This is a genomic window from Mycobacteriales bacterium (assembly GCA_035550055.1).
Lineage (GTDB): Bacteria > Actinomycetota > Actinomycetes > JAFAQI01 > JAFAQI01 > DASZTV01.
In genome coordinates this window covers 1-25,572 of sequence record DASZRO010000083.1, presented here as the reverse complement: position 1 = coordinate 25,572, position 25,572 = coordinate 1, and the positions used below count along the sequence as shown (strand labels likewise).

Here is a 25,572-nt window from a genome sequence, read left to right as displayed (position 1 = left end):
CTACTTACTGACCGCACGGTAAGCAACTTACTAACCGGTCGTCAAGTAGGATTGGCGGCGATGGTCACCGAGAGGTCCTCCGCCGAGCCGTCGATGCGCGAGCGCATCCTCGACGTCGCGCTCGACCTGTTCATCGCGAACGGGTACGACGGGACCTCGCTTCGCGAGATCGCAGAGCAGCTCGGAGTGACGAAGGCGGCGCTGTACTACCACTTCGAGTCCAAGGACGACATCCTGATGGCGCTGCACATGCGCCTTCACGCGCTCGGACGTACCGCCCTCGCCCAGCTCTCCGGTGGCGGCAAGGTGACGGCGGCGAGGTGGCGGTCGCTGCTCGACGCGCTCCTCGCCGAGATGCTCAACCAGCGCAAGATCTTCCTGCTGCACGAGCGCAACCAAGCGGCCTTCGAGAAGCTGCACCGTGAAGACCACGAGGCCGAGCACGACGACATCCAGGACATGTTCCGCAAGGTGCTCGCGGATCAGGCGATCTCACTTCGCGACCGGGTGAAGATGGCCGCTTCCGTCGGTGCGGTCTTCGGCACGATGTTCCTGTTCGGGGACGCGTTCCGCGACGAGGACGACGACAAGGTGGCCAAGCTGGTCCGCACCAACCTCGACAACATCCTCGGCGACTGAGCCGGCGAGGCGTCTACTTCAGCGGCTCGGTGGGCCCGGCGTACCGAAAGCAGCCGCACCCTGAGCTGTAGGCGATCGGGCGGGCGGCTGCGGTCGCCGCGCGGCTGCGGAAGTCGGTCGCGAAGTTCATCACGCTCGAGTACGACGTACCGAGTCCTTCGATCCCGCTGAGCAGGTCCGGGCCGGTGATCCCGCCCGAAGCGGCTCCCGCGGCGAGCAGCAGAGTCGCGTCGCAGACCGGGAGCGCCACGACGCGGGTGGCAGCGACGCTCATGTCGATCCCGTCGTCGTGTAGCGCCTTCGCGCACGCGGCGCCGTGGGTGCCGAGAGTCGGCTGGTACTGCGGCGTGGTGTCGAGGGTCGGGTCCCAGCCGATTCCCGCGGCGCCCTGAAGCTGTTGCGCGCTCATCACCTGCGGCTCCAGCGACGGCTCCTCCATGCTGCCCCAGCCCAGTCGCGGGTAGTAGGCGTCCAGCCTCGCGGCGACGCCGAACCACGACGCCCCGAAGCTGCCCGACACGAAGATGACCCGGTTGATCCCGTCCGCCTTGAATCGCAAGGCGGCCGACTCGCCGGCGGCCACTGCGGCGGTGACGTCACCGGCCTGAGGCATCGCGAACGTGTCCTTGAGACTAAGGCCGGCTGCCGTCAGATGCTTGGTGACGATGGCCTTCGCGTCGGCGTACGCCGGCTCGTCGCTCGTCACCAGCCCGATCACCGGCTTGCCAATGAGCCCCGACCCGCTGAAGAAGCCGTGGTGCAGCAACGAGTCGGTGAGCGCAGCCGCGTCGACCTCGATGGTCGGCATGTCCGTGATGACCGTTGTGCCGGCCGTATGCAGCATGGGCTGGGACAGCGAGTCGCTGAGTGATGCGTAGATGAGCGGAGCCTGGTGCTGCTGGGCGCAGCTGCCGAGGATGGTCGAGTACTCCACCGTGACGGCGGCGGTCGCGTGGTTGTCGTCGAACCAGGTCGAGCACGTCTGCTGGAAGGTGGTGTCGCTCACCCCGCTGGTGCTCACGCTGGTCTCGACGATCACCGGCTTGATCGGGTGCCCGGCCAGGCCGCCCATCGAGTTGACGAGCTTGACCGCGGCGCGGACCTCTTGGGCGCCGTCACCCGTGGACAGGCCCGAGTAACCCAGGCTCTTGAAGGCTTGCCCGAGGTCCTTGGCGACGAAGAAGCCGATCGTGACGGGTGAGCCGGCGGCCGGGCCCGACGAGACGGTCGGCCCGGTCGAGCCCGAGGTCCTCGACGGCGCGCCGGGCGTCGACGCCTGTGCCGACGTGGTCGCCGAGGTTGGCGCCGTCAGTTCGCCGCCGCCCGGCGCCACCGACCCACGTGAACCGGTGGCCGCGCTCTGTGACGAGGTCGTCGCGGCGGGCGCGGCGACGGTCGGCGGCAGTGACAACCCTTGCTCCGACGCGGCGCCGGTCGACGGCCCGACGCGGCCGGGCGCCACCTGCAGCGTCGTACCGCAGGCGGTCGCGGCGCACAGCAGCAGCGCCGGCAGCGCCGGCAGCGCCCGGCGCAACCCGCTCGCTCGACGTACCGTCCCGGCGTGTCGCATCGACTAGCCGTCCGTTCCCAGGCGGGGGTTCGCTCGCGCGCCGATGTGGAGGTAGTCCGAGCCGTCGCCGCCGCGGTAGAAGACCGCGGCGAGCCAGGAGGTCGACTCCGGCTGCTTCATCGCGAACACGCCCGGCATTACCGGGAAGGCCTCGAAGGGTGGCTGCTGCTGGCCGGCGAGGGCCGCTTCGAGCGATCCGGTCACCTTCGTGTGGATGATCAGCCGATCGTCCTTCGGCTCGACCGAGACCTGATAACCCTCGCGGGCGAAGGAACCGGCGTACGTCTGAAGGTCGAGGTCCGGCGGCGGTGAGGCCGGCTCGAGCCGAGGCGGCATCTGCACCCCCGTCTCGGCGAAGATCTCCGGGAACAGGTCGTGGTAGAGGTCGCGCACCCGGCCGCCGTTGGCAGTCAGACACACGGCGACGCCGGCGTCCGGGCACACCCGCAGCAACGCGCCCTGGCCGAGCGTCGAGCCGTCGTGGCCGTAGACGCTGCGCCCGTCCCAGGTCGTGAGGATCCAGCCCAGGCCCCAGTGCGAGCCCAGGTCGTAGGGGTTGGGCACCTCGACCTGCGGCTGCCGCATCGCAGCCGCACTAGCGGCGGACAGGATGCGGGTGCCGTCTGCGGCGAGGCCGTCGCGCAGGTGCAGCCTCACGAACTCGATCACGTCCGCGGCGGTTGCGTTGAGCCCGCCCGCCGGTGAGGTGGCGCGCGGTAGGTCCCAGACCGGTACGACGTCGAGCCGGCCAGCCGGGCCGATGTGGCCGACGGCGGCGCGATGCAGGATCGCCTCTTCCGCGAGGACGGTCGGGGTCGTCAGGCCCAGCGGAGCGGTCAGCCGCTCGCGCAGCACGTGATGCCACGGCTGGCCGCGCAGCACCTCGACCAGTCGGCCGAGCACGACGTAGCCGGAGTTGCAGTACGACATCGTGGCGCCGATCGGATGCGTCTGGCGCAGCGCGACGCACGCCTCGACGTACTTCTCGATGCAGTCGTCGCCGCGGCCAGTGCTGACGAACAGGTCGCCGTCGATCCCCGATGTGTGGGCGAGCAGGTGGCGAGTGGAGACCTGCTTGGTGACCACGTCGTCGGCGACGCGGAACGCCGGAAGGTAGGTGACGATCGGCTCGTCGAGGTCGAGCAGGCCGTCGTCGACGAGCTGCATGACGAGGGTCGCGGTGAACACCTTCGTGATGGAGCCGATCTGGAACAGCGAGTCGGGCGTCGCCGTCACCGCGGTCCGGCGGTTCAGCACGCCGTACGCCGCCGTCGTGACCTCGTCGCCGGACAGGATCACGAGGCTCGCGCCCGGGACGTCGTGGCGCTCGGCGAGGGCGGCGAGCCGGTCGACCCAGTGTTGCTGGTCCAGCGTCATGGGCTCTCCCGGCCGTCAGCTCCGGGATGGTCGCCCGGATCAGGCCATCGTGCAGCCCGGTCCTCCGCGGCCGGTTTGTGCCAAGGTCCGAAAACGGCCGTGCCGATCAGGACCGCCGCACGACCCCGCCCCGTCGAGCCCAACCTTTTTGGTCACTCAGGGGGCCTTGAAAGACCAAGAACGATGGGCTCGACGTAGGATTTTGCGCGCTCGGAGGGACTCGAACCCCCAACCTTCTGATCCGTATGTTGGCGCTTTCGGTGGGCTGCGTCTCGCCGCGGCGTGACCGGCCTCGGCCACGGCCGCATCGTGTCGCTCAACCGCGGTCCGGTCGCTCCGATAGTGATGATCATGGATCGATCGCACGGGGGGATCGAGGAATGGGCGCGGTGGCAGCACGGCGCCGAGGGACTGTCACCGCGCACCGTCCAGGAACGCTGCAACCGGGTGCGTGAGTTCGCCGAGCTGCTCGGGGTGGATCCGCGTCACGCGACAACTGAAGATGTCCTCGACTATCTGACCGCGGTCCGCGCACGGGCCCGTTGGGGGCAGCCGATCAAGGCTTCGAGCATCGCGACTTACTACGGCCAGCTGCGCGCTTGGTTCGCGTGGCTGGTGATGAACGGCTACCGCGACGATGACCCGACCGGCAAGATCAAAGGCCCGAAGGCGCGGCGCACGAAACCGAAGCCGTTGTCGCCGGCCGAGAAGATCGCCGTCTACTCGGTGCGGATGCACGCCCGGACCAGAGCGATGATGCTGCTCGCGAACTACGAGGGGCTGCGCGCTCATGAGATCGCGAAGTTCCACGGCCGGCAGGTGAACCGGGTCGCCGGGACCATTCAGGTCCGCGGCAAGGGTGATGTCGAGTGTGACCTGCCGCTGCACCCGGTGATCGCGGAGCTCGCCGAACGGATGCCAGTCGACGCGTACTGGTTCCCGTCGACGCGGGCGAGTGGCCATGATCACGTCACCGGTAACTCGGTGTCGATCATCATCGGCGACGTGTTCCGCCGCGCCGGCGTGCCGGGAAGCGTTCACCGGCTCCGCCACACCTTCGCGACCGAGCTGCTCGCGCGCGGCGCGAACCTTCGTGTTGTCCAGGAGCTACTCCGCCACGCGCGACTGTCGACGACGGAGGTCTACACACTGGTGTCGCTCGAGCAGATGACCGACGCGATCGCGATGCTCAGCCGCGCGGCGTAGCGGAGTTGCTTTCGGCCGCGAGCGGCGTATCGTTCCGCGGCGGAAGGATCGGGTGATCGAAGGTGGCGCAGCCTCCACTACCCCCGGCTGGCTGGTACGACGACCCTGACGGTTTCCCCCAGCTGCGCTATTGGGACGGTTCGGCGTGGACCTCTCACACCAGTCCGAAACAAGTCACGCCGCCTGCGCTGCCGAACCCCGTCGCGCCCGTGGACATCGTCCCCGCCGCGAATGGGACCGTGGATCGGTCGCTCAAGGGTCGGGCCGAGGCTCGCAAGGCGCAGCGTGCCGCGCTGGTTTGCCCGCATTGCCAGACCGCCGGTCGCGTGTCAGTGAGACGGATCAGGCAGAAGAAGGGCATCAGCGGAGGCAAGGCAGCCGGCGCTGTCCTGACCCTTGGCGTGTCGATGCTCGCGACCGGACTCTCCCGCAAGGAATGGGTGAACGTGATGCGCTGCGCCAACTGCGGGATGAAGTGGCAGACCTGAGCCACTGTCCCGGAACATGGAAGAACGCCCCCGTTCCGGCCTCGGAGAAGTAGGCCGGAACGGGGGCGCATGGTCGTGGCGGCGGCTACCGCCGGGCGATTGGTTTTGCCCGTTGAGGTCGGCGGCCGCCGATGACGGCGCTATGCCTGCCGGGGCTGCTGGTGATGGCCCTCAGTCGTCGTACGACGGCCGGGGCGAGCTTGACGGCTTGCGGGTGCCGCGCGGCCGCCAGGAGGAGCTGCGCGTAGCTGGTCGCGGACAGGTCGAACAGGTCGCGGACAACGTCGGCCTTCCACTGGCTGTTCATACCGGCGGTGTGGGCCTCGAAGAGCAGCAGGTCGACGTCGCGCCGGCTGAGGTCGCTCATTCCGCGGGAATATCCGGGTCGTCGCGCTTCGCCGGGATCTGTTCGCGCAGGAACTGAAGGCAGCGGATCCATCGACGCAGCGTGAGGCCGTCGAGGCCGCTGTCCTCGGCGGTGACGAGCTGCTCGCGCACGCACGTGATCTCCGCGTCGATCGCGGCGCGCAGCTCGGAGCCGTTCATGCGTGCCGGCGTCGCGGGTTCCTCGAAGCGGGTGTCACGAGGTGGCGCAGCAGCCATGCGGCTGCGGCCGAGGTGACCGCGAGCGCGCTCGAGGAGACCCAGGTCTGGGTCTGGGCGTCGAGGTGCAGACCGTAGTGCGTCGCGGCGTTGAATGCGACGTTGGTGAGCACGGTCGCGGCCTTGACGGCGATGACGGGTTCTTCGCGGACGAGGAGTTTGGTGAGGGCGGCGATCATTTCGCTGCTCCGGTCAGCGTCTGGGTGATCTGGGACCGCAGGAGCCTGAGCCGGGTTCGCGCCTTCGCGGTGAGCGGGCGGCGGCGTTTGGGCAGCGTCTGGGCGAGCTGCGCGACGGCGGCTGAGTCCTTCGGGGAAAGCGCGTGAGGGTGGGACTTCGCGGCCGGCATCGTCTTGGCGTCCGCCCCCTTGTCGTGCACCGGCGGCGTCGTCGGTGCGGCCGCGGCGAACAGGGTGTGGAAGGCGAGGCCGCCGAGGATCGTCGGGTCGTCAGCCTTGACCCATTCGACGGAGGGGCCGACGTAGCCGGCTCCCTGGTTGCCGCCCCACAGGCCGAGGTACTTGACGCCGTTCTCGGTCTTCGTCTCGAGGACCTCTTGGAAGTGGGTCTGCTCCGGGTCGAAGCCGGCGGCCGTGCGGGCGATGCCCTGCCAGCCGCGGATCACCGAGTCGCCGATCACGCACCGCCGGCCCGGGTAATGGAGGTCGTGGGCGGCGCAGTAGTCGTAGATCGCGACGCATGAAGCTGACTTGATGGGCAGGGTGACGCCGGCGGCCTTGTACTTGCACCAGCCGTAGATCGCGCACCAGGCGACCTTGTTCCATCCGAACTCGACGCCGAACTTCGTGTTGTTGCTGCCGAGGGGCTGCTCGGCGTAGCCGGCGTCGGCAAGGCAGGACGTCACGAACGAGGTGATGCTTTTGGCCATCGGAGTGGGCTCCTTGATCGATGGGGGAGCGGTCAGCGCCGGCGCGGCGCAGGTGAGTCGAGCGCGACGTCGGCGATGACGGCGACCTGTTCGGCGAATCGGTCCTCGATGCGCTGGTCCATCCGTTTGACTGCGCGTTCGACCCGCAAGAGTCGTTTGCCGTGGAGGCGTTGTGACTGGTCGAGCCGTTCGACGGTGTCGAGGAGGTTGTCACCGCGGCCGTTGAGGATCGGGGCGGACAGTTTCATTTCGACGGCGGCGAGGCGTTCCATGACGCCGGGCTGCGCGGGGGCGATGAGCTCGCCGGCGGCGCCTCGACGTTCCGGGTTGCCGTTCCAGTCGGCCAGGAACTGTCTGTGTTGCTCTTGGTCGCGCCGGCGGCGTGCGGCGCGTGGCGACAGCCATGCTTCCCATGCGGCGGTCATGCCGGTTAGGGCGGTGACGCAGCAGGCGACGACGTCGAAGGGGTGCATTCGCCGGCTACCAGAGCATCACGGCGGGGAACAGGCCGGAGGTCTGCTCGTTCATCGTCAGCGATCCGATGGGGTTCGGCGGCGGGTAGGTGTTGCTCACCAGGACACCGCCGAGGCCGGCGTCTGCGGAGCGCGCCATTGAGCAGCCGGCCTTCGCGGTCGTGTCGAGCCCGAAGGCGAGGATGTAGCAGCCGGCGGCAAGTGAGAGCGAGCCGGTAAGGGTGAGGTCCACGTTGGCAGGGGTGCCGGTGACGGCGACGCTGCCTGATGTGGCGATCTGCGCGCCCGTGTTGTCGTAGAGGGAGGCGGTGACGTGCCCGGCCGCGGCCGCGAAGTAGACGCGCGCCTTGCTGATGGTGACGGCGAACGGGACGAGGATCCACTTGGCGTAGAGCTGGGAGCTCAGCGTGATGGTCGTGGCCGCGGCGACGCACCTGTCGCCGATGAGCGGGGCGGCGAGGGTGGCGCTGGATCCGCCGCCGCCTCCGGGGATGGTGACGATGGTCTTGTTGTTGGCGGCGTCGTCGGTCGCGGTGACGCCGGCGCCGACGAAGTTGATCGTTGGTCGTTGGGTGAGCGCGGTTCCTTCGTCGTCGACGGTGGTGTAGGCCTTCTGGTCGCCGGTGAGCCCGTTGAGGCTGTTGACGACCGATTTCGGAAGCCACAGTCCGGAAGCGTTGTCCCAGACGGCGGCCTGCTTGTCGGTGGCGCCGGTCTGGGCGAGCTGGGAGAGGCGGGGGCGCATCGCTCACCCCGTCTCGGTGTCGTTGGGGATCTTGTCGGTGTAGCTGTAGCGGACGTCGACGACGTCGCCGGTGAGTGGCTTCATCGCTGTCTCAAGCGAGATGGTCGCGGCGTCAACGTCGACGGTGTAGTCGTTCGCCTCGTCCTGCTCGACGCCGTTGAGGTAGACGTTCCACGACTCATCGACCGGCGCGTGGGTGAGATCGAGGGTCTGCGCGCCGTCCGCGGCGAGGCTGAACCGGTCGAGGTACCACTGCGCCTCTGTGGTGGCAGCGACTGTGGTGGCGGTCGAGCCGATGCTGAGCGCTTCGACGGTCGATTCGCCGTACGCCAGCGGTGAGGCGTTGCTGACCTTCCCGCCGACTGTGCCCGGGATCATCGAGGCGAGCGCTGTGATGACCCGTTGGGTGAAGGTCGGGCGCGGCCGGGTCATGTGTTCAGCCCGACGAGCAGACCGCTCACGTAATGCGTGGCGCCGTACGACGCGGTTTCGCTGTCGTCGCATCCGACGAGGAACATGGCGGGCGGTCCGAGGCTGACGTCGCTGTCGTCGGTGCCGAGGTCCCACGCGGCGGCGAGGTAGAAGTCGGCCGCGCCGACGCTGATCGTGCCGCCGCCGAGCACCTCCGCCCAGGCGGCGCTCACTGCGTGGCCAGCGTTGAGAGCGGTGTCCGTCTGTGCGCGTTGGATCACCGCTGAGGCGCCGGCGGTGCCGATCAGCCGTACGGCGGTGGACCCGCCGCTCGGGATGACGTAGGTCCACAGCTTGACGACCTGGTCGTTGCCCGCGCTCGAGGTGCCTGCGGTTGCGCTGCTCCAGCTGGCGACGGTCTCCCAGGTGCCATCCGCTTTCTGGAACTCGAGGCCGAGTGAGGAGGTCGGGTCATCGCCGCCGGTCCAGCCGGCCGCGACCATCAGGTCTCCTTCGCTGACCATGCCGCCGATCGGTACAGGAGGGCCCGTGTCGCCGTCGCCACCTCCGCCGCCGGTGATGGTCAGCGGGAGGCCGTTGGGGCGTAGCTCGACTGTCCAGCGGATGGGCCCGTCGTCGGGTGTCTCGCCGGAGATCGACAGGACCCGCATTGACACGGGGGTGTCGGTCTTGTCCGGGCAGGTGATCCAGTCGCCTTTCCCGAAGTCTTGGTAGGGCACGCAGCCGGTGACCGCGACGAACTGGCAGGAATAGTCGTGCTGTTCGGTTGCGGTGCCTTCGAGGGCGACGAGCGCTCGGTGGCGCGCTTCCTGGCGTGAGGTTGATCCGCCGGTCTGCAGGAACCCTTCGCGTCGATCGTTGACCGACTCTGAGGCCTTGTCCCCTACTTCGACCCATCTCTCGGCGGAAAGCGCGAGCATCGTGGTGGCGCTGGGTGGGGTGACTGTGTCGGTGAGCTCGAGGATGTTCACGCCGGTCTGAAGCGCGACCGTGCCGCTTTTCTCGCTTCCTTGGGACTTGTAGGCGTTGAGGGTGAGATCCGGGAGGAGGTCCCAGTCGACGTCGTCGCCGAGGTCGGTCAGCACCTGCGTGTATTTGGTGCCGACCGGCCAGGACTTCTCCGTCAGGTCAGGCCAGGCGTTGCCGGCGGTGTCATCGGTGTCGTCGAAACCGAAGCTGATCCGCGACATGGACTGGACGCCGCGGGCGATCGCCTCATCGACCAGGATCCCGACGATGCCAGCGGCGCGCCACGTCGGCGGCCTGCTGTCCCATCCGATCCCGACACCGAGCCAGTTGGGGGTGTCGTTGGAGTGGCGCAGCAGGGAGTGGTAGTTGCCTTTCTCGTCGATGGCGAAGCAGGTGAAGATGCCGCGGTCGGTGAAGTCGGTGTCCCAGCCTTCGTTGAACGTCCAGAACGAGTCGTCAACGCGAAGGAAGTGGATCCCGATGGTGTGGGTGCCGGCGGAAAGGGTGCCGCGCCAGTGGTTGAGCTCGGTGTAGCCCATCTCGCGCGCGTTGTGCTTGATGATCTGCTCCGAGTCGAGGAAGACCCGCAGGTTCTCATCGGCTGAGGCGTACATGCGCACGGGAGTTGCTTCGTCGACGGTGATCTTCGCCCGGAAGTACTGCTTGGGTTTGCGACCTTCGACGCAGATCCATTTGGCGTAGGGGTCCGGCCAGCCCTTCGGGAGCCGGTACCGGTCGGCGTCGGAGGTGACGTCTTTCCAGACGGTGCCGAGGATCGTGCCGTCCCACTGGTCTTCGTCGAACCAATGCGCGTTCTCGGCGGACATCCAGCCGAAGTAGCGCGAGTCGGCGGCGACGTCCCGGAAGCCGCCTTCCGGGTAGATGATGGCGTCATCGAAGAGACCGAGCAGGCCGCGGCATTGCAGGCCGCGTTGCTTGCCCGCGTCTTCCTCGTCGCCGACGAGGCTGAACTGTCCGCCTTCGCAGAGGAACCCGAAGATCTCCGTGAGGTCGTCGGGGTCGGTGCCGAGGTTGGTGGCGATCTTCGCGATCGCATTGTCGAGCAGGGTCGGGCTGCTCGCCATGATGGTCTGCACGAGCGGCACGGCGAGGCTCGACGATCCGACTGTGCCGAGCAGGTCAGACCATTGCAGTCCGGTGACACCGGTGTCGTCGGCGCCGCGGAAGGTGCCGCGCAGCGTCGTGCCGTCGCGGTCGTAGATGCGGAGCTCGACGATCTGGCAGGGCAGCAGGGTCACGTGAAGATCCCGCCGAGGATCCGGAACCGCAACGTCAGTTTCGCCATCCGGTAGTTCTGCATGCTCGGTGACAGACCGCCGGTGTACTCGGCGAGCGCGGTGACATCAGCCCGGCCGGCGCACTGTTCGGTCAGTGTGCAGGTCGTGTCGTCGCCAGTGAGGTCGGGGAGCAGTGCATTGAGCGCATCGAGCTCGGCGTACAACCCTTCGAGGTCGGCCCCGACGATGAGCATTCCCACGGAATAGTCCCGGGCGGCGAGGGGCTTCTTCGGCACATACAGCTCGCCGTCGGCGTACGGGATCGTGATGTTCGACCCACGCTTCTGCGGCGTGTCCAGCGGGTCGTCCCAGACCTGGATGATGCGCGCGCCGGCCGACTGGATGTCACTGCCGTCGACGAGCAGCCCGTCTGCCATCAGGCGAACGCCATGCCGTGCACGTAGGCCAGCTCACGCAACCGCTGGGCGACGGTGTCGCTGGCCTTCTCCGGCACTGGGTTGTAGACGTTGATGGTCGTGTGGGCGGTGTTGGGTTTCCAGCCGTATGACGTGGTGCCGGTCGAGGTGCTGGTGCCGCTTCCGCTTGAGCTTCCCTTGGCTTTTCCGCCTGGTGTGCGGGCGGTGGTGACTCCGGTCCTCAGGTCGAGATCTCCGCCGATCTCAGGCAGCGAGATCGCGACCGCGAGCAGCTTGGCGTGGATAGCGGCCGCCGCGGCGTTACCGAAGTTGTTGCCCGTTTTGGTGCCCAGCGCGGACGCGCTGGTGGCGATCTGGCTGAGCTGGTTCGTTACCTCTTCTTTGAAGAAGGCGAAGTCCGCGGCGGCTTTCTTCAGCTTGGGCCCAATGATGGGCACCCAGCCAAGCATCGTCGAGCCACCTTTAACGATCCAGCCGAAGACGTCGAGGGCGACGTTTGCGAGATCTTTCAGCCCCTGGATGAAGGTCGAGATGAACAGGCCGATTCCGTGAAGGAAGGGTCCGGTGAAGAAGTTCGCTACGGCCGACGCGATGGACTTCACGTCACCGAGGTGCGTCACCATCCACGCGATGCCCAGCCCGATGGGTCCGGCGACGATCCCGGCGAAGAGGGTAACGATCAGCTTCCAGTGCTTGGTGATGAATCCCACCACGTCACCGACCACGGTCTTGATGGCGTTGAAGACGCCGTTGACCACGTCACGGAAGGTCTGCGACTTCTTGTAGGCCACGACGAGGGCGACGCCAAGCGCGACCACGGCCGCGATGACCAGTACGACCGGGTTGGCGTCCATCGCGGCGTCGAGAAGCTCCTGCGCGGCGGTCCACAGCTCGATCGCTTTCGTGACGATCAACACGGTGGCGGCGAAGCTGCCGAGGACCGCGACCAGCGGCAGGAGCCAGCCTTTGTTCTTCTGCACCCAGCTGCCGATCTTCTCGAGCCAGTCGGTGGCCTTGATCAGTGCCGGCAGCAGCGCGGCGGCGAGCTGGCGGGTCATGTCGTTCCACGAGTTCTTCAGCTTCGCGATCTTGCCGGGCAGGGTGTCGCCGACCGCTTTGGCGCTGCCGGCGAACTTCTGGTCGAGCGCGCCGAGGATGACTTTCTGCGCCTGCATCGTCTTGCCGCCGGCGACCAATGCCTTGATCTGCTTCTGCTGGGCGGCGGTGAACGTCACACCGACCCGGGTCAGCGACGACAGGCCCTTGACCGGGTCGTTGAGGGCCTTGCCGAGCTTGACCGCCTGCGAGGAGGCGTCACCACCGAACCGGGCCGCCATGTCGGCGGCGAGCTTGGTGGTGCGGGTGAAGATGTCGTTGCCCTTGCCCATCCCGTTGCGCAAGTTCTGGAAGGTGAGCAGCAGCTGCTCGGTGTTGACGATCGAGTCGCGGGTCTGTCCTGAGTAGTCCTGGATGTTGTCCGCGAGGTCTTCCATCCCCTTGACGGTCTCGCCAGAGGCGTCGCGGGTGGACTTGAGGCCTTGGGTGAGAAGCGCCTGGCCCTTGCCGAAGCTTTCCAACTGGTCGAGGCCGCCCTTGAGCGCGTAGCCGAACCCACCCACGACGGCCGCAGCAGCGACCTTGAGGCCGGCGCCGAGCTTCCCGGTGCCCTTCTCGACGCCCGTCATCGTCCGGTTCAGCTGGGAGGCGTCGCCGAGGAACTTGACGACGACAGTGCCCTTAGCCATGTGAGGTCACCGCCTTCAGGTACGTGCCGGCGAACTCGCCGGCCGCGGCGAGCTGCTGGAAGTCCATGCGCATTGCCGTCTCGAAGTCCCAGCCGAAGACGCAGCAGATGGGCGCTAGCTGGTCGAGCCAGCGCCGCCGGTAGGGCGCGGCTCATCGCCGCCGAAGTCGAGGACGAACTCCTCGATGGTCAGGTCGCCGGCCTCGAGCAGCGTGAGGCCCGGCTGCTCACGCCGGCGGGCGATCCACAGCAGGGCGCGCATCACTTTCGCGGACGGCCGCCAGTCCTCGACGGCCTTCGCGTCGGTGGGCAGCACCTCGAAGAGGTCTTTGCCGGTGGCTTCCTCGAAGTCGACCAGGTCGTTGACCGAGAGGTCGTTGGGGTTGAACGTGATGCTCGACGAGGGCGCGGTGCTCGCCGCCTTGGGTTGCTTGGGTGCCATGAACGAAGCTCCTTATTCGGCGCTGATCTCGTCGATGACGGCCTGCAGCGCCTGCTCGTAGTCGGCCGTCACCGAGGCCTCGACGGACGCCGCGGCGTCGGTGAGGAAGGGTCGGGAGGTGATGCCGTGCGCCCGCCATCCCCAATGGATGACGCCGGCATACGGGACGCGTGAGGGTGTGCCGGCCTTCACGCTTGCGGAGGTGACGGTGGCGAGGGCCTTCACGGATCCGGCGAGCGCGCCGGAAAGCCGCGGCACGTTGGGCATCGCCTTCTCAACGACGCGGGCGGCGATGGACTTGTTCGCCGCCTTGACCTTCTTCGGAAGGTCGGTGTCGCGGCCGCGGCGAATGTCGGCCGCGAGCTGCTTGAGGCCTTCGACCTCGACGCTAAGCCGTTGCACGCGCGAGCGCGCCCGACCCCGGCCAGGTGACGGAGTTCTTCGCCAGGTCGCCGACCTGCCCGTCGAGCGGGTTGTGCTGGGAGATGAGCGCGTTGCCGGAGTACTGCGGGTTCGTCGCGGACACCGACCCTGCGAAGGGCTTGGCGGTGATCGCGGCGAGGGTGCCGAACAGCGGCCAGAGGGTGGCGTCGACCTCGTCGGCGGAGAAGTCCTGGTTGAAGTCGATCTGGACGCTCCAGTCCTTGAGGCCCCCGAGGCGCGAGTGCCAGTCCTCGGTGAAGGCGGTGGAGTCGACCTCGTCGACGGTGGCGGCGATCGTCACCTTCGAGATGTGGTCGGACAGGTCGACGTCGCCGACGGTGACGGTGAAGTCGAGGCAGACGAAAGCGCCCATGACGGGTTCTCCTTGTTCGGGATCCGGTGAGGTTGGGCGTGACGCCCGGGTGCGTGCGAGCTGCTACTGGATGGCGAGGGCGACGGCGACCTCGAAGTCGGCGCCAGCGTCGACGCGGGCTTCCCAGTAGGTGTCGGTGATCGCGCCGAGATCGACTGCGGCGAACACGCCGCCGGGCGCGGTGATCGCGTCGCTGGTCCAGCGGACGGTGGCGCCCGTGAAGCCGATGGTCGCGGCGGATTTGACCGTGACGGCCGCGGAGCTGCCGGCGGCGCTGAAGCAGTGCACCGCGACGTACAGCTTCTGGCCGGTTTCGATCGCGCCGAGCTGCATGATCGGGCTGATCGCGGAGGCGATGCCCGTCACCCGGGTTGGCGGCAGGATCAGCCGGCCTCGGGCGACGCCGACGCCGTCCGATGACGACGCGGAGCCCTGGAAGTTCGCGATCTCTCCGACTGTCGCGTCGACGGGCGTATAGGCGAGGCGCCGCGCGTTCATGAAGTAGGCGACGTCACCTTCGACGCCGGTCGGGCAGACCGTGACGAGCCGCTCAGCGGAGATGTCCGACCACAGGGTGCCGTCTTCGTCTGGGTAGGAGACGAACCCTTCGTGGTCGATCTGGCCGGACTTCAGCCCGGCGAGACGCTTGTGATAGCCGCCGGCCTTGAAGGGGGTGGCGTCGAGCTCGTCGGCGGTGAGCGCGACCGTGAGCTTGTTCGAGTCCGAGGACAGGTCGTAGCCGCCGACGAAGACGGTGCAGTCGGTGAGAACGAAGGCGCCCATCGGCTAGCTCCTCGGGTTGCGGACGACGACGGTGAGCCGGGCGGTCGCGCACGCCGGGCAGTTGTCGGGTTGGGTGGTGCCGTAGCCGGTCGCGGCGGAGACGTAGCAGTGCGACACCGCTCCGTCGAGGGTCTTGTCGGCCTCGAGTGCGTCGATCACGCTGCTGGTCTGGCCGGTACCGGCGGACAGGTACCCGTCGATCTGTTTCTGCGCACGGTCGAACCCTTTGGCGAGCGGGACAAGCAGCACAACCTCGAAGTTCGCTTCCGCGAGGCCCCTTTGCATCGCGACGTTGTAGTTGACGGTCTCGTCGGGGCTGAGCGCCACTACGGCGGCCGGGAACTCCGGTTTTTCGGGGATCGTCGGGTAGACGCGCATCCCGTCGATGGTCCCGATCGCGGCCTGCAGCGCGGCGCGGATCGCGACTAGGTCGAGCGCCACCTACTTGCCTCGGGGCTTCTTGACCGGTCGGGGCGCGAAGCAGCGAGGATGCGCGAGGACCAGCGGGTCGTTCTCGTCGTACTCGCGGTCGGGGCGCGGCACGATCTTGCCGCCATGGCGCGGGTCGACGAGAGGGCGCTTGAGGCCTCGCCTGACGTAGACGCCCATCTCATCTCCCGATCGGCATGGCGACAGTGCCCTTGCGGTAGGGCGCGAGCAACGAGCAGACGTCCGGGTCCTCGTACTGGGAGATCCGGACGGCGCCGGTGTCGGCGTAGCCGCCGAGGACACCTTCCGGGGAGTCCTTGCGCTTGAACAGCCGTGCGGCCTTGATCAGCGCGGCGTCGGTGACCATGTCTGGGACCGACGCCCATCCCCACGCGGCGGTGAGTTGCAGTGCCGGACGGTGGCTGCCGCCGAGGACAGGGAAGGTCCTACCGAGCACGGCCCGCAGCCGGTAGAAGGGGACGCTGATGCCGGTGACGAGGCCGTTGAGCGGCTCGAGCTGGTAGTCGGCGCTGCCCCAGGTGACGTCGTAGACACCTTCCCCGCCACTGTCGGTCTTGACGGCAAGGTTGGTGGTGTCCCAGATGTCATCGACGTCGACGACGTAGGGGTCGCACACCTCGAACAGGCGGGTGGTCTCTTCGCCGCGGTTGGTCTTGTCGAACGAGCGGCCGCAGTAGGCGACGATGGCGGCGTTCGCTGCGTTGACCGCGACGGTCAGCGTCGCGTCGTCGACGCTGTCAGTGAGACCGAGATGCGCCTTGAGCTGGGTGATGGTGATGACGGGCAACGCGCGTCAATCCTGGCCGTCGCCGGCGGGTGCCGCGGTCGCCTGCTCGGTCGGGCCGGCATGGATGGCCGGCTTGGTGCCGCGGCGAGGGCCTCGGCGCTTCTCACCGGGTGCCGCGGTCGCCTGCTCGGTCGGGCCGAAGGTTGGCGTCGCGGGCGAGACGGCGAGGTCCTCGGGGGTCCTGAACTTGTCGCGGTGGGCCTTCACGACGGCGCTGTCAGCGGCGTGCAGGCTGCCGGAGGTGATCTGCTCGCCGCGGCCGTCCTTGGTGGCGATCCAGAAGCTTTCAGTGGCGATCAGCAGCTCTCGCGCCATGTGCTTGCTCCGTTTCGAGGGGTTGTGGCCGCCGGATATTCCGGCGGAATGGAGGTGGGCTGACCTCAGCCCCGACCGGAGGTCGTCCAGTCGGGGCTGAGGTCGCTACGCGTCGCGTCGACCTATCAGGTGACGTCGAGCAGCGCGAAGGCGGCGTCGTTGACCGAACCGCCGCCGACTCGCCACCACGCGTAGAGCCCACGCTGGCCGGACGGCCGGTTGTTCGCCGTGGCGAACAGGTGCGGCACCAGCTCGACGTTCATGCCGACCCGGTCGACGATCACGTACTGGCTGAAGTCGCCGAACACCAGCGCGTAGTTCTCGGCGTCTGCCGTGATCGACCCGTCCATGTCGGGCGACTCGTACACGGGCCGCTCGAGCAGCAACGACGGCAGGCCGCCGCCGAGCGCCGTCCAGAACGCGTGGTAGTTGTTCGCGGTGCCGAACTGGCGGACCTTGTCGTAGATCGACATGTTCGCCAGCCAGGAGCCCTTGGAGCGGTAGCGGGCCGCGGGCTTCTCGTAGGTCGCGTACACGTCGGCGATGGCGAACGTGTCCGTGGTGGCCGAGCTCACCTGGCTGGACCCGCCGGCGAGCTTCGTGACGATGCCCTCCGGCTGGTGCGACCCGTCGCCGGCGCCGAGCGCGAACGCGGCGGCTTCGGCGACGTCCCGCGCGGCCTGGAACTCCGACTGCATCTCGGCCTCGAAGCCGGCCCAGTCCTGCCCGATCTCGATCGAGAACGGAACGAAGCCCTGCGCCTTCCAGGTCTGGATGCTCGGCTGGCCGATCGTCGGGCTGTCGTCGCTGACCTCGCCGGCCTCCCCGTCCCAGGAGACGGTGATCCCGGCCGACGTGACGCCCTTCCAGACGTCGGTGGAGATCATCTTCACCGTGCCGATCTGGCGGATGGGGTTCAGCGACCCCGCCTGGGTGAGGATCACGGTCGGGTCGAGCGTGAACGGCACCGCGTAGCCGCCGGCGTTGTTCGTCAGCGATGCGGCGCGCTGCAGGAACCGGGCCTGGTCTGCGGTTAGCAGCGCCTGCTGCCCGCGCAGCGCCGCGTCCCACAGGGCGGCGAACGCCTCCCGGTAGCCGGGCGATCCGGTGACGAGCACCCGCTCGGCGACCTCCGGCAGCCGGCGGACCAGCTTCTCGACGCGCGAACGCTGCTCGTCGGTGAGGCTGACCTCCTTCGCCTCGATGGCCCGCAGCGCGTGGTCGCGCATCACGCCGCTGCGGTGCTGCGGCGTGTCGAACGGCGAGAACCGGATCGCGTCCAGGTCGTACGGGTCGTTGCGCACGATCAGTCCCGGCGCGGCGCCTCCTCGAGCGCCAGCGTCGCCAGGCAGCGCGGCCGGCGTGTTCGCCAGACCGGCAATCTGGTTGTGCCGCTTGATGAGCTCTTCGGCAGCGTTGCGCAGCTCGAGGCCGGCGTTGAAGGAAGCGCTCTCGTCGTCGTTGAGCGAGCGCAGCGAGCCGTCCTCGGCCTGATGCAGCGAACGCAGGCACTCGCCGAGGTAGTCCCGGATCTCGACGAGCTGCGCGACGGTCTTGCCGCGCAGCTCGTCGGGGATGTTCAGCAGGACGTCGCCGAGCTGGTTGCCGGTCAGGCCGACCCGCAGCAAGGTGAGCCGGCCGGGAAGTGCGGGGAACGCGCGCGAGGTGCGCGCCATCGTCGACAGGTAGCTGCCGACGACCGTGAGCGCGAGCAGCAGGCTCGCGCAGAGCAGCAAGGCTCTCACTTGATCACTCCGTTCAGGCGAAGCGCGCGGTCGCGCGCTTGGGATGAGGGGTCCGGCCGCTGGCCGGTCTCGCTGCCCTGCTGTCCACCATCCGCGCGTCGCGCGTCGGATCGCCCGGACGGGCTGCGAAGTTCGAGGGAACGCGCGGCGAGCGCGTCGACCTGGTCTGGTCGGTGGCGCAGCAGCTGCTCGTAGAAACGGTCGGTGGCGCTGCGCGCGCCGCTGTCGGAGGCGGGGTTGGCTGGGAAGGTGACGGGTCCGAACTCGGGGACCGCGGCGGACACGATGGTGCGTTCGGGCAGCGCGGTCGGGTTGTAGTCGGACGGGTCGGGCTGGTAGTCCCAGTTGTCTTCGATGACCTGGAATCGGAAGGACGACCCGTAGACGCCGGCGCGCAGCCCGTCGATGAGCAGCTGTGGCACGCTGAACAGGTCGCCTTCGTAGGCGGTGGTCGATGGGTCGATCGAGCGGATCGCCGCGATGACCTGAATGCCGAGGACGTCGAAGCCGTGGTTGAACAGGATCTGGGTGTTGCCGTCCACGATCGGGAAGCCCGGCGCGGTCCGTTCAAGGAAGTGGCCTTCGAACATCGAATCGATCTCGTACCACTCGTTCACGGCGGAGAAGTGACCGAACAGCGTCGGCGCCTGGTCGTCGCCGGCCGCGGCGCGAATCCGCGGGGTCGAGCGCAGCTCGCGCACACACCACAGCGGTGAGATCTCCTCAGGCATCGGGCTCTCCTGTCGTCGGGGCGGTCGCGCCTGGCTTCTGCAGTTGGACGGAGACGAGGCCGGTGTGCTGCAGCTGGCTGAAGTCGTTGGCCTGCACGGCGTTCACGGCGGACTCTGGGCTGTAGCCGGCGTCGACGAGGGTCTTCACCGTGGCGGCCTGCTTCTGCTGGATGTCAGCGAGGTCGGAGGCGTCCTCCCGGACGAAGGGCATATCGCCCGTGTCGAACCAGAGGTCCGCGCCGCCCGGCACGGTGACGATCCCTCCGAGCGTGGCGGCGACGGACTGCAATGTCGGGTAGAGCCACGAGTCGGAGAACAGCCGCCGCGCTTGCCCGAAGTTCCCCGCGTTGAGCGCCGACCCTTGCAGCCCCTCAGAGGCCTGCAGTACGACGGTGGGGACGCGGGCGAGCATCGCGATCCTCGTCTCACCTGCGCCCTGCGTGTCCTTGAAGGCCATCTGCGCCATGTCGGACCCGACGACTGTGGCGTCGGCGCCGGCGACGAGGTAGAGCGTCTTGTAGGCGTTCGCCACGCCGGAGTACTGCTCATCCATCAGCTTGACGAGACGCTTGAACTCGTCGTCGTTCATCGCCGGGATGCCCTTAACGACCATGTTGGGCGTCGCACCGTTCTCGAAGAACTTCAGCTTGTGCGCGGTTGCGGCCTGGTCCCCTTGCATCTCCTGGACCGCCGGGGTCAGCCATGACATGCCTACCGAGGGCGTCTCGGGGTCCGGAAGCGGCGCCCAATGGGCAACCTCCGCCGGCAGAAGCGTGCGAGGCTGCTTGCCGGAGCTGAGGCCTCCAGGGTGGAACAGGTAGCCGACGATCTCCGCGTCGATCGCGTCCGCGGGATCGGACGGCTCCGACGCGCTGCCCAGCACGACAGACACCCAGCCCGGGTTCAGCACCTTCAGGCCGTTGTCGGTCCGCCACACGTACGCGTTGCCGGCGACTCCGGCGTGCCACTCCATGAGGGTGAGCAGCTGGCTCGTCGTGCCTTTCGGCCACGGCTGCTCGAGCAATGCGAGGTCGGTGGTGCCGAACAGCCGGCCTGGGCTGCTCGAGCCTCGCGCGCCCCGGAAGACGAACCGCGCCTGCGATAGCACCATCGACCGGACCAGCTGGGCCGCGAACGCAGGCGGGCAGCCCTTCAACGCACGCATGTAACCCGATAGCCCTGAACCGGTCGGGGCGAGTGCTGTACCGGCCATCGTCTGCTGCAGCTGGTAGGTGTGACCGCCGAACGAGAACTGGCTCAGCGCCTCGATCATCGTCTGAACGTCGAACCGCCTCTCGGGCGCGGCCGGTCGCGCGATCCGCTGCAGCAGGTTCACGCGACGTCCAGCACGACAACCGCGGTCCACCCAATGAGAAGGACGCCGGCGACGATCAGCCCGGCCGGCGGCGCGAGCAGCCACGCCCCCGACGTGATCGCGGCAGCTGCGACCAGGAGTAGAACGGCGGCGACCATCTCGCGCTTCGTCATCGACCGCTCCTCCATCAGGTCACCGCCATGCGGCGGCGAAGAACGCTTCACGCGGCTGCGCCGCGCATTGAGCCGCCAACGTCACGGCGACCAGCGGCGAGATCACCGCGTTGGGGCTTCGCCGGTCCCAGGTCCACGCCTCGCGCTTGGTGACGCGGGCACCTTCAACAGCCGCGTCGAGATCGGGATGCGGGCGGTGGCGCAGCGTCCCCGCCTCGAACGCGTCGAACCACGCGCCGCATCCGTGGGCGTACTCCTGGCTCGACACCTCGAACACTGCAACGCCCGCGGCGCGAAGAGGTTCGATCAGCGACCCGGCCGGCGACCCCGGCATGATCGCGACCCGGTAGCCCCGGCGATGTGGCTTGCCAGGGTCGGTGAACCAGTCAACGACCCAGGATGAGCCGCGCCGGTGCTCGACGAGTTCGACGAGCCTGCGCTTGCCATCGATCGCGCCCGCACCGATTGAGCACCACGCTCTGTCGGGTGTCATGTCGAGCCCGAGCGGCGGTGTGCCCTCGAACTGCTGGGCCGGGTCGGCGAGCTCCCTTCGCCACTTGTCGATGTCAAGCACGCCTGTCGAGGAGCTGTCCCAGATCCCGAGCGCCTCGCGCAGGAAGTCCTCGAGCGAGAGCAGCCGCCGCAACCGTTGGATCGCGCGTGCCGGTGTCCGCTTCGGGTATGACGGGTTCGCTTCACGCCAGGCGTTGCGGTCGTCGGGATCGCAGCCCTTCTGCGCTCCGATCTCGACGTAGAGCGTGGCGTCCGTCTCACCTGATAGGGCCTCCGCGCGGATGCGCGTGAAGACGTCCCCAGGATCGGTGGGCTTTGGTGGCGTGCCCATCAGGATGAGCAGCGGGTTGGTCGCCTGGTTCTGGGTGGGTGCGAGGTCGGACAGCGCGGCCTCGGTGAGGATCTGCGCCTCGTCGAGGACGAGGATCCGTACCTTGCGGAACCCTCGGATCGATCCGCGCTCGCGAGCTGCATAAACGATCCGGGACCCGTTACGGAACGGGATGCACTCGTTGCCGGCGCCCGTCGTGATCTCATCTATGTCAATGTGCGCCGCCAGCTTGGGCGACTGTGCCATGCCTCGGTGCTCATCGAAGCTTTCGCGTGCCACCTTGAAGCGATGGGCCGTCCATACGACGGTCGTCTCCGGCACGGCGATGCACTCGGCGAAGCACACCGCGCCGACATCCCAGGTCTTACCGACCTGCCTGCCGATTGAGAGTGCGACGATATCCGCGGCGTACTGCCCATCGCTGCCCTTGGCAAGGATGCACCGGTTGAGGTCGCGCTGCCAGGGATCGAACTCGATCAGAATCGACTTGCAGATCGCCTCGACTCTCGGGAAGCCGGACGCGACGATGCCGGCCGGCAGCACCAGATGCTTAGCCTCGGGAAGCAGGCCACGCTTCGTCTGGGGTGTCCGCCGCTTCGCCAACCTCATCCTTCCGGTCTTTCTCGATCGCGCGGATCTCCTTCGAGATCTCGAGCTGGCGGCGTGTGAGAGCGGCAAGATCGCGCGCCGGAGTGTTCGGATCGCTCACCGCGACAGCAATCCGTCGACGGGTGGCGACCAGCTCGGAGAGGTAGTCCCCGGTCTCGACCGCTTCAAGGACGGAGCGCGCCTTCTGCTTGTCGTCCTTCGCCGCGGTGTCGTCATCAACGTCGGCGACGACCCTGAGCTTGCGTGTCGACGACGCTCCAGTCTTGGCGGCTGACCGCGACGCTCGCACCCGGCATTTCGGCGAGCAATACCGGCTGTTGCTGCGCTGGGCTATGTACAGCTGGTGGCACTCGCCGCACTTGCGCTCCATGCGGGCCACCTTCGGACTAGCTGTTCCTTCGCCTCAAGCACGAGGTCGGCATCGCGATCTGCGCGGAGCTCGTGACGACACCTGCGGCAGGTCGGCATCGCGGCTCGGCTGGGATTCATGTGCATCCCGTCGCCGCAAAGCGTGCACCTGACCTTTCCGAGGCTCAACGTCCGGCAGGTTGTTGAGCAGTAGGCCCGTTGACCGGACCCTTTGCCGCAACGCGCGCATTGGCGCGGCGGTCGCGGTCCCGGTGCGCCCAATGCGCGCTTGCGTGGCCGGCACTGCAGGCAGAATCGGCGCGGGCGGCCACGGCCAGCCTGTTGCGAACCGAGCTCGGACCGGCAGGTCTCGCAACGCAACAACCCGATTCCGCCTGTAACGCTTGGGAACTTGTTCGTGTAAAAAAGTTTGACTGGCGGCGGTCAACGGTGACGCTCGGATTCCGTGTGGGGGTGTGCCCCCGGGTCACCAGTCGCGGCTCGGGTTCGCTCGCACGGTCCGCTTACTCGCGTTGGTCTTCTCGGCGCCGAGTCTGCCGCCGTGGGATCGGTTGCATGCCTTGCAGCAGACGCGGTCGGCCCTGGTGCCGCCCTTGCTGAGCGGGCGTCCGTGGTCGGCGTCCATGTCGCGGACCGATCGCATGATGCCGACGCAGTTGGGTGAGCGTGGCCCGTCAGCTGGTCCGGGGCATTCGGTGCCGATCGCTGCGCGCTTGAGTGCTTGGGCGATGCGCTGGTGTTCAGTGCCGTAGCCGCGCTGTGTGGTGGTTCGTTGGGGCTGTGGCATTGGCCTATTCCGCGGGAATACGAAAGCCCGGCTTGTGGGCCGGGCTTGGCTGGGCACAACACTCTCAACGTAGAGAAGTGGAGCGTGACAGATCCTTCGCGGTTAGGCGATTCGACACGCCGGTGTGACGCGTAGTGGGCGGGCGGTGATGCCGGCTCCGTCGCAGGTGCCGTGGGTCATGACGATGGCGAGTCCGTTGATGTTGACTGGGTCGTCGCAGACCGGGCAGAGCGCGACGCCGTGGGGTTTGCTGGGCTTGGAGCAGTGGTGGTCGGGGCCGAGGTTCCATGCGTCGAGGTCTTCGCGCTGGTCGGGTATGGCGGCTCGGCGTGCTGCGTGGAGGAGGTCGAGGACGTCGCCGAGGCGGTAGAGGTTCGTTTGGTCGTCGAGGCGGCAGGCTCGAGCGTGGAGCTTGTCGCGGTGGCGCCATTGGCGGAGGCGTTCTTGGGTGAGTGCGGTGCCGGTGTAGGTCTCGACTGCGCGGCAGATTTCCAGTGTGGTGGCGAGGACCTCTTCGCTTTCTTTCATGAGCCAGCGTTGCCGGGCTTCGAGGTTGTGGATCGCGCCGCAGGTCGGGCAGGTGATCTCGGTGGCGTCGTCGCGGGCGTAGAGCTCGGCTGTGCATTGGAGGCGGATCTCGTTGTTCTCGTCGAGGTAGACGTACGGCTCGAGGCACGGGCCGGCGTACCAGTGTTCGTGTCGGTCGATGAGGTCGCTGAGGCGCTCGGTGGCGCGCTGCAGATCGGCGAGGAGGTTGGGTGCGGCTGGTTGGCGGCGGATCTTGTGTCGGCGGTCGTGCAGCTGCTTGGCGAGGTCGAGTGGGTCGGTGGAGAGCTGGCCGCGGATCGCGGTGCAGGAGGTGTGCTGGCAGCGAGGGTGGGTTGGGCCGGCCGGTCGGCCTGCGGGCAGGAGCAGGCCGCTGAAGGTGACGGCGTAGCGGTAGAGCACCTTGGCGAGGCGATCTGACGCGCGGCGCGGCCGCGGGTCGTACGGCAGCGACGTCTCGGCGCTGCGGGCGGCGCCGACCTTCGCTGCCATGCGTGACCGTTTGCTGTAGGCGATCGCGGCGTCGGCGGCGAGCTGTGGCACCTGCTCGAGCAGCGCGGCGAGCGTGCCGGTGCATTCGCGGCAGAGGTAGGCGTCGCGGATTGGCCGGCCGCAGCGGCAGGCTCGCCGCGTGTAGCGGCCAATGTCTGTGGTGAGGCGTGCGCGGCGGCGTGCGGCGGTTGTGTTCATGAGCTGCGAGGCTCCGGCTTGGAATAGGGCCAGCACGTCATCTATGCGGTCCGTCGGGTGGCGATGAGGTCGGTGATCTCTTGCTCGTTGTCGGCGCGGGCTCGCATCGTGCGGCCGCACCAGCAGCGGATCAGCAGGTCGAGGGGGTCGGTGGTGCTCTGCTCGACCGCGACATGGTTGCCCGGGTCGTTGCACGGGCATCGGGGGATGCCGGCGACCGGCCCGTAGCCGAGGATGATCTTGAAGTGGTCAGCCACGGTGCGGCCCTGCGTCGCTGTGCGCCTCGTCGGCTGGAGTGGGCGCGTAGCCGAGGGGAAGCCAGTGGCCGTCGTAGCGCGGGTCGTGGTGTCGGCCAGTGTGGCCGTGGAGGAGGTCGCAGCCGAGCTCGTCGCCTTCGAAGAGGCCGTCCCTGGTCACTGTGCATCGGCCGACCATCTTGTCGGTGGCGGCGAGTTCCGCGGCGAGGCGTCGCACCGTGACGAGCAGCTCGGCGTTCTGCTCCTCGAGCTCCATCGCCATGTGACGGGCTTGGGCGAGATCCTCGGTCTGTTCCGATTCGAGCCATCGGACGTAACGGGTGACGATCTCTTCGAGCGCGACGTCATCATCGAAGGAATCGGGGGCGTTGACGACGAGGTCGTTGACCCAATCGTAGTAGTCACGGGAATGCTCGGCGATGACCCAATAGGCGCTCACGGCTCGGTCCTCTCATGAAGCCACTCGCCGACCGGGCGGCACAGCACGAGCAGCGGGGTGGGCAATGACGTTGTGCACGAAGCGGCCCATCCGGCCGACGATCAGCAGCTCGCCGCGTGAGGTGCGCGTGATCATGCCGCCGCTACCGGCACGGCCGCTGCGACGAGCTCGGCCGAAGGGACCTCGTCGAGGCCGTCGTGCCATCCGGACGCCATACCGTCGATGAGCAGCTTGAGCGTCGGTGACCGGTAGTCCGGAGAGTCGTCCCAGTGCTCGCGCAGGTCGGCGAGCGCCAGGCCGAAGATGTAGCCCTCACAGGCCTTGATCAGCCAGCCGACAGCAGCTTCGCAGTGCGAGCAGGTCGTGTAGCTGCTCAGGTAGCCGTCGCATTTGCCGGCGAAACGCTGGTAGACCTCGCCGGACTTGATGATGCGGCGGCATTCGTCGCAGCGGTGTTCCTTGCGTGCGCGTGGATGCGAGACGCTCGTGAACTCCCACTCGGTGTCGGAGGGGTCGACCATGCACATGAGTTAGGCCACCTCCTGGTAGGTGCCGTCGTCGGTGAGGTACACCGACCGGTCCTCGGTGAGCTGGACGGGGACGGCCGCCGGGTCGGTATTGCTGTGCACGAGCCAGCCGAGGTTGTGTGAGGGTCGGCGGCCGCTGTGGATCAGGTCGTGATGC

General features: G+C 68.0%; 33 protein-coding genes. 3 read left to right on the top strand and 30 right to left on the bottom strand.

Annotated elements, in window-relative coordinates; translation table 11 throughout:
- The first annotated feature begins 60 nt into the window (after window positions 1-60).
- Window positions 61-639 (top strand): helix-turn-helix domain-containing protein, encoded by a 579-nt coding sequence (locus VG899_12510; protein ID HWA67176.1) that lies wholly within the window; start codon window positions 61-63, stop codon window positions 637-639.
- Window positions 640-652: 13 nt separating this feature from the next.
- Here VG899_12510 and VG899_12505 read toward each other — a convergent pair whose 3' ends face one another.
- Entirely contained in the window at window positions 653-2,209 is a 1,557-nt protein-coding gene (locus VG899_12505; GenBank protein HWA67175.1) for a hypothetical protein, read from the bottom strand.
- Between the two features lie 3 nt (window positions 2,210-2,212).
- On the bottom strand, window positions 2,213-3,586 hold the full coding sequence (locus VG899_12500) for a serine hydrolase domain-containing protein (protein HWA67174.1): 1,374 nt from the start codon (window positions 3,584-3,586) through the stop codon (window positions 2,213-2,215).
- Window positions 3,587-3,937: 351 nt separating this feature from the next.
- Here VG899_12500 and VG899_12495 point away from each other — a divergent pair, with 351 nt between their 5' ends.
- Window positions 3,938-4,792 (top strand): tyrosine-type recombinase/integrase, encoded by an 855-nt coding sequence (locus VG899_12495; GenBank protein HWA67173.1) that lies wholly within the window; start codon window positions 3,938-3,940, stop codon window positions 4,790-4,792.
- A gap of 332 nt (window positions 4,793-5,124) precedes the next feature.
- A complete protein-coding gene (locus VG899_12490) occupies window positions 5,125-5,280 on the top strand; it encodes a hypothetical protein (GenBank protein HWA67172.1) in 156 nt (51 codons plus the stop codon).
- An 85-nt stretch (window positions 5,281-5,365) separates the two neighbouring features.
- Here VG899_12490 and VG899_12485 read toward each other — a convergent pair whose 3' ends face one another.
- From VG899_12485 to VG899_12350, 28 genes are all read right to left on the bottom strand, one after another.
- Window positions 5,366-5,647: a DUF3263 domain-containing protein gene (locus tag VG899_12485; GenBank protein HWA67171.1), complete on the bottom strand. Its 282-nt coding sequence runs from the start codon at window positions 5,645-5,647 to the stop codon at window positions 5,366-5,368.
- On the bottom strand, window positions 5,644-5,826 hold the full coding sequence (locus VG899_12480; GenBank protein ID HWA67170.1) for a hypothetical protein: 183 nt from the start codon (window positions 5,824-5,826) through the stop codon (window positions 5,644-5,646). Before VG899_12480 ends, VG899_12485 begins: the two co-directional genes overlap by 4 nt.
- Complete coding sequence (locus VG899_12475; GenBank protein HWA67169.1) at window positions 5,823-6,062, bottom strand: hypothetical protein; 240 nt, start codon at window positions 6,060-6,062, stop codon at window positions 5,823-5,825. Before VG899_12475 ends, VG899_12480 begins: the two co-directional genes overlap by 4 nt.
- Entirely contained in the window at window positions 6,059-6,772 is a 714-nt protein-coding gene (locus VG899_12470) for a hypothetical protein (GenBank protein ID HWA67168.1), read from the bottom strand. Before VG899_12470 ends, VG899_12475 begins: the two co-directional genes overlap by 4 nt.
- Before the next feature lie 32 nt (window positions 6,773-6,804).
- Window positions 6,805-7,197: a hypothetical protein gene (locus VG899_12465; GenBank protein ID HWA67167.1), complete on the bottom strand. Its 393-nt coding sequence runs from the start codon at window positions 7,195-7,197 to the stop codon at window positions 6,805-6,807.
- Window positions 7,198-7,252: 55 nt separating this feature from the next.
- On the bottom strand, window positions 7,253-7,990 hold the full coding sequence (locus VG899_12460) for a hypothetical protein (protein ID HWA67166.1): 738 nt from the start codon (window positions 7,988-7,990) through the stop codon (window positions 7,253-7,255).
- A gap of 3 nt (window positions 7,991-7,993) precedes the next feature.
- Window positions 7,994-8,422 carry a hypothetical protein gene (locus VG899_12455; GenBank protein ID HWA67165.1) on the bottom strand — a complete coding sequence of 143 codons (429 nt, stop codon included), beginning with the start codon at window positions 8,420-8,422 and terminating at the stop codon, window positions 7,994-7,996.
- On the bottom strand, window positions 8,419-10,650 hold the full coding sequence (locus VG899_12450) for a hypothetical protein (protein ID HWA67164.1): 2,232 nt from the start codon (window positions 10,648-10,650) through the stop codon (window positions 8,419-8,421). Before VG899_12450 ends, VG899_12455 begins: the two co-directional genes overlap by 4 nt.
- Complete coding sequence (locus VG899_12445) at window positions 10,647-11,066, bottom strand: hypothetical protein (GenBank protein ID HWA67163.1); 420 nt, start codon at window positions 11,064-11,066, stop codon at window positions 10,647-10,649. Before VG899_12445 ends, VG899_12450 begins: the two co-directional genes overlap by 4 nt.
- Window positions 11,066-12,811, bottom strand: a complete 1,746-nt coding sequence (locus VG899_12440; protein ID HWA67162.1) for a hypothetical protein — start codon at window positions 12,809-12,811, stop codon at window positions 11,066-11,068. The genes VG899_12445 and VG899_12440 overlap by 1 nt, the downstream gene beginning before the upstream one ends.
- 114 nt (window positions 12,812-12,925) lie before the next feature.
- Window positions 12,926-13,252, bottom strand: coding sequence for a hypothetical protein (locus VG899_12435; GenBank protein ID HWA67161.1), 327 nt, complete (start codon window positions 13,250-13,252; stop codon window positions 12,926-12,928).
- A gap of 12 nt (window positions 13,253-13,264) precedes the next feature.
- Window positions 13,265-13,654 (bottom strand): hypothetical protein, encoded by a 390-nt coding sequence (locus VG899_12430; GenBank protein HWA67160.1) that lies wholly within the window; start codon window positions 13,652-13,654, stop codon window positions 13,265-13,267.
- Window positions 13,641-14,048 (bottom strand): hypothetical protein, encoded by a 408-nt coding sequence (locus VG899_12425; protein ID HWA67159.1) that lies wholly within the window; start codon window positions 14,046-14,048, stop codon window positions 13,641-13,643. The genes VG899_12430 and VG899_12425 overlap by 14 nt, the downstream gene beginning before the upstream one ends.
- Before the next feature lie 63 nt (window positions 14,049-14,111).
- Window positions 14,112-14,831: a hypothetical protein gene (locus tag VG899_12420; GenBank protein HWA67158.1), complete on the bottom strand. Its 720-nt coding sequence runs from the start codon at window positions 14,829-14,831 to the stop codon at window positions 14,112-14,114.
- A 3-nt stretch (window positions 14,832-14,834) separates the two neighbouring features.
- Window positions 14,835-15,272, bottom strand: coding sequence for a hypothetical protein (locus tag VG899_12415; GenBank protein HWA67157.1), 438 nt, complete (start codon window positions 15,270-15,272; stop codon window positions 14,835-14,837).
- Window positions 15,273-15,440, bottom strand: coding sequence for a hypothetical protein (locus VG899_12410; GenBank protein HWA67156.1), 168 nt, complete (start codon window positions 15,438-15,440; stop codon window positions 15,273-15,275). It abuts the gene before it with no gap.
- 1 nt (window position 15,441) lies between these two features.
- A complete protein-coding gene (locus tag VG899_12405) occupies window positions 15,442-16,068 on the bottom strand; it encodes a phage head-tail connector protein (protein HWA67155.1) in 627 nt (208 codons plus the stop codon).
- Window positions 16,069-16,074: 6 nt separating this feature from the next.
- Window positions 16,075-16,383 carry a hypothetical protein gene (locus tag VG899_12400; protein HWA67154.1) on the bottom strand — a complete coding sequence of 103 codons (309 nt, stop codon included), beginning with the start codon at window positions 16,381-16,383 and terminating at the stop codon, window positions 16,075-16,077.
- A 125-nt stretch (window positions 16,384-16,508) separates the two neighbouring features.
- Window positions 16,509-18,128 (bottom strand): phage major capsid protein, encoded by a 1,620-nt coding sequence (locus VG899_12395; GenBank protein ID HWA67153.1) that lies wholly within the window; start codon window positions 18,126-18,128, stop codon window positions 16,509-16,511.
- Entirely contained in the window at window positions 18,125-18,859 is a 735-nt protein-coding gene (locus tag VG899_12390; GenBank protein ID HWA67152.1) for an HK97 family phage prohead protease, read from the bottom strand. Before VG899_12390 ends, VG899_12395 begins: the two co-directional genes overlap by 4 nt.
- The gene (locus VG899_12385) at window positions 18,852-20,132 is read right to left on the bottom strand and encodes a phage portal protein (protein HWA67151.1); all 1,281 of its coding nucleotides are present in this window, start codon (window positions 20,130-20,132) and stop codon (window positions 18,852-18,854) included. Before VG899_12385 ends, VG899_12390 begins: the two co-directional genes overlap by 8 nt.
- 59 nt (window positions 20,133-20,191) lie before the next feature.
- Entirely contained in the window at window positions 20,192-20,347 is a 156-nt protein-coding gene (locus tag VG899_12380; GenBank protein ID HWA67150.1) for a hypothetical protein, read from the bottom strand.
- 19 nt (window positions 20,348-20,366) lie between these two features.
- Window positions 20,367-21,800: a terminase gene (locus tag VG899_12375; GenBank protein ID HWA67149.1), complete on the bottom strand. Its 1,434-nt coding sequence runs from the start codon at window positions 21,798-21,800 to the stop codon at window positions 20,367-20,369.
- Window positions 21,742-22,170 carry a hypothetical protein gene (locus tag VG899_12370; GenBank protein ID HWA67148.1) on the bottom strand — a complete coding sequence of 143 codons (429 nt, stop codon included), beginning with the start codon at window positions 22,168-22,170 and terminating at the stop codon, window positions 21,742-21,744. Before VG899_12370 ends, VG899_12375 begins: the two co-directional genes overlap by 59 nt.
- Window positions 22,171-23,058: 888 nt before the next feature.
- Window positions 23,059-24,192 carry a hypothetical protein gene (locus tag VG899_12365; GenBank protein ID HWA67147.1) on the bottom strand — a complete coding sequence of 378 codons (1,134 nt, stop codon included), beginning with the start codon at window positions 24,190-24,192 and terminating at the stop codon, window positions 23,059-23,061.
- Window positions 24,193-24,233: 41 nt separating this feature from the next.
- On the bottom strand, window positions 24,234-24,449 hold the full coding sequence (locus VG899_12360) for a hypothetical protein (GenBank protein HWA67146.1): 216 nt from the start codon (window positions 24,447-24,449) through the stop codon (window positions 24,234-24,236).
- The gene (locus VG899_12355) at window positions 24,442-24,888 is read right to left on the bottom strand and encodes a hypothetical protein (protein HWA67145.1); all 447 of its coding nucleotides are present in this window, start codon (window positions 24,886-24,888) and stop codon (window positions 24,442-24,444) included. Before VG899_12355 ends, VG899_12360 begins: the two co-directional genes overlap by 8 nt.
- 131 nt (window positions 24,889-25,019) lie before the next feature.
- The gene (locus tag VG899_12350; GenBank protein HWA67144.1) at window positions 25,020-25,409 is read right to left on the bottom strand and encodes a hypothetical protein; all 390 of its coding nucleotides are present in this window, start codon (window positions 25,407-25,409) and stop codon (window positions 25,020-25,022) included.
- Window positions 25,410-25,572 lie beyond the last annotated feature (163 nt).

Bases quoted from the DNA above. Each gene is read 5' to 3' on its own strand.
- VG899_12500 (HWA67174.1), bottom strand. From the start codon at position 3,586: ATGACGCTGGACCAGCAACACTGGGTCGACCGGCTCGCCGCCCTCGCC.
- VG899_12475 (HWA67169.1), bottom strand. From the start codon at position 6,062: ATGATCGCCGCCCTCACCAAACTCCTCGTCCGCGAAGAACCCGTCATC.
- VG899_12420 (HWA67158.1), bottom strand. From the start codon at position 14,831: ATGGGCGCCTTCGTTCTCACCGACTGCACCGTCTTCGTCGGCGGCTAC.
- VG899_12460 (HWA67166.1), bottom strand. From the start codon at position 7,990: ATGCGCCCCCGCCTCTCCCAGCTCGCCCAGACCGGCGCCACCGACAAG.
- VG899_12350 (HWA67144.1), bottom strand. From the start codon at position 25,409: ATGGTCGACCCCTCCGACACCGAGTGGGAGTTCACGAGCGTCTCGCAT.
- VG899_12445 (HWA67163.1), bottom strand. From the start codon at position 11,066: ATGGCAGACGGGCTGCTCGTCGACGGCAGTGACATCCAGTCGGCCGGC.
- VG899_12410 (HWA67156.1), bottom strand. From the start codon at position 15,440: ATGGGCGTCTACGTCAGGCGAGGCCTCAAGCGCCCTCTCGTCGACCCG.
- VG899_12495 (HWA67173.1), top strand. From the start codon at position 3,938: ATGGATCGATCGCACGGGGGGATCGAGGAATGGGCGCGGTGGCAGCAC.
- VG899_12485 (HWA67171.1), bottom strand. From the start codon at position 5,647: ATGAGCGACCTCAGCCGGCGCGACGTCGACCTGCTGCTCTTCGAGGCC.
- VG899_12435 (HWA67161.1), bottom strand. From the start codon at position 13,252: ATGGCACCCAAGCAACCCAAGGCGGCGAGCACCGCGCCCTCGTCGAGC.
- VG899_12465 (HWA67167.1), bottom strand. From the start codon at position 7,197: ATGACCGCCGCATGGGAAGCATGGCTGTCGCCACGCGCCGCACGCCGC.
- VG899_12455 (HWA67165.1), bottom strand. From the start codon at position 8,422: ATGACCCGGCCGCGCCCGACCTTCACCCAACGGGTCATCACAGCGCTC.
- VG899_12480 (HWA67170.1), bottom strand. From the start codon at position 5,826: ATGAACGGCTCCGAGCTGCGCGCCGCGATCGACGCGGAGATCACGTGC.
- VG899_12370 (HWA67148.1), bottom strand. From the start codon at position 22,170: ATGGAGCGCAAGTGCGGCGAGTGCCACCAGCTGTACATAGCCCAGCGC.
- VG899_12385 (HWA67151.1), bottom strand. From the start codon at position 20,132: ATGATCGAGGCGCTGAGCCAGTTCTCGTTCGGCGGTCACACCTACCAG.
- VG899_12440 (HWA67162.1), bottom strand. From the start codon at position 12,811: ATGGCTAAGGGCACTGTCGTCGTCAAGTTCCTCGGCGACGCCTCCCAG.
- VG899_12505 (HWA67175.1), bottom strand. From the start codon at position 2,209: ATGCGACACGCCGGGACGGTACGTCGAGCGAGCGGGTTGCGCCGGGCG.
- VG899_12375 (HWA67149.1), bottom strand. From the start codon at position 21,800: ATGAGGTTGGCGAAGCGGCGGACACCCCAGACGAAGCGTGGCCTGCTT.
- VG899_12470 (HWA67168.1), bottom strand. From the start codon at position 6,772: ATGGCCAAAAGCATCACCTCGTTCGTGACGTCCTGCCTTGCCGACGCC.
- VG899_12400 (HWA67154.1), bottom strand. From the start codon at position 16,383: ATGGCGCGAGAGCTGCTGATCGCCACTGAAAGCTTCTGGATCGCCACC.
- VG899_12390 (HWA67152.1), bottom strand. From the start codon at position 18,859: ATGCCTGAGGAGATCTCACCGCTGTGGTGTGTGCGCGAGCTGCGCTCG.
- VG899_12365 (HWA67147.1), bottom strand. From the start codon at position 24,192: ATGAACACAACCGCCGCACGCCGCCGCGCACGCCTCACCACAGACATT.
- VG899_12425 (HWA67159.1), bottom strand. From the start codon at position 14,048: ATGGGCGCTTTCGTCTGCCTCGACTTCACCGTCACCGTCGGCGACGTC.
- VG899_12380 (HWA67150.1), bottom strand. From the start codon at position 20,347: ATGACGAAGCGCGAGATGGTCGCCGCCGTTCTACTCCTGGTCGCAGCT.
- VG899_12510 (HWA67176.1), top strand. From the start codon at position 61: ATGGTCACCGAGAGGTCCTCCGCCGAGCCGTCGATGCGCGAGCGCATC.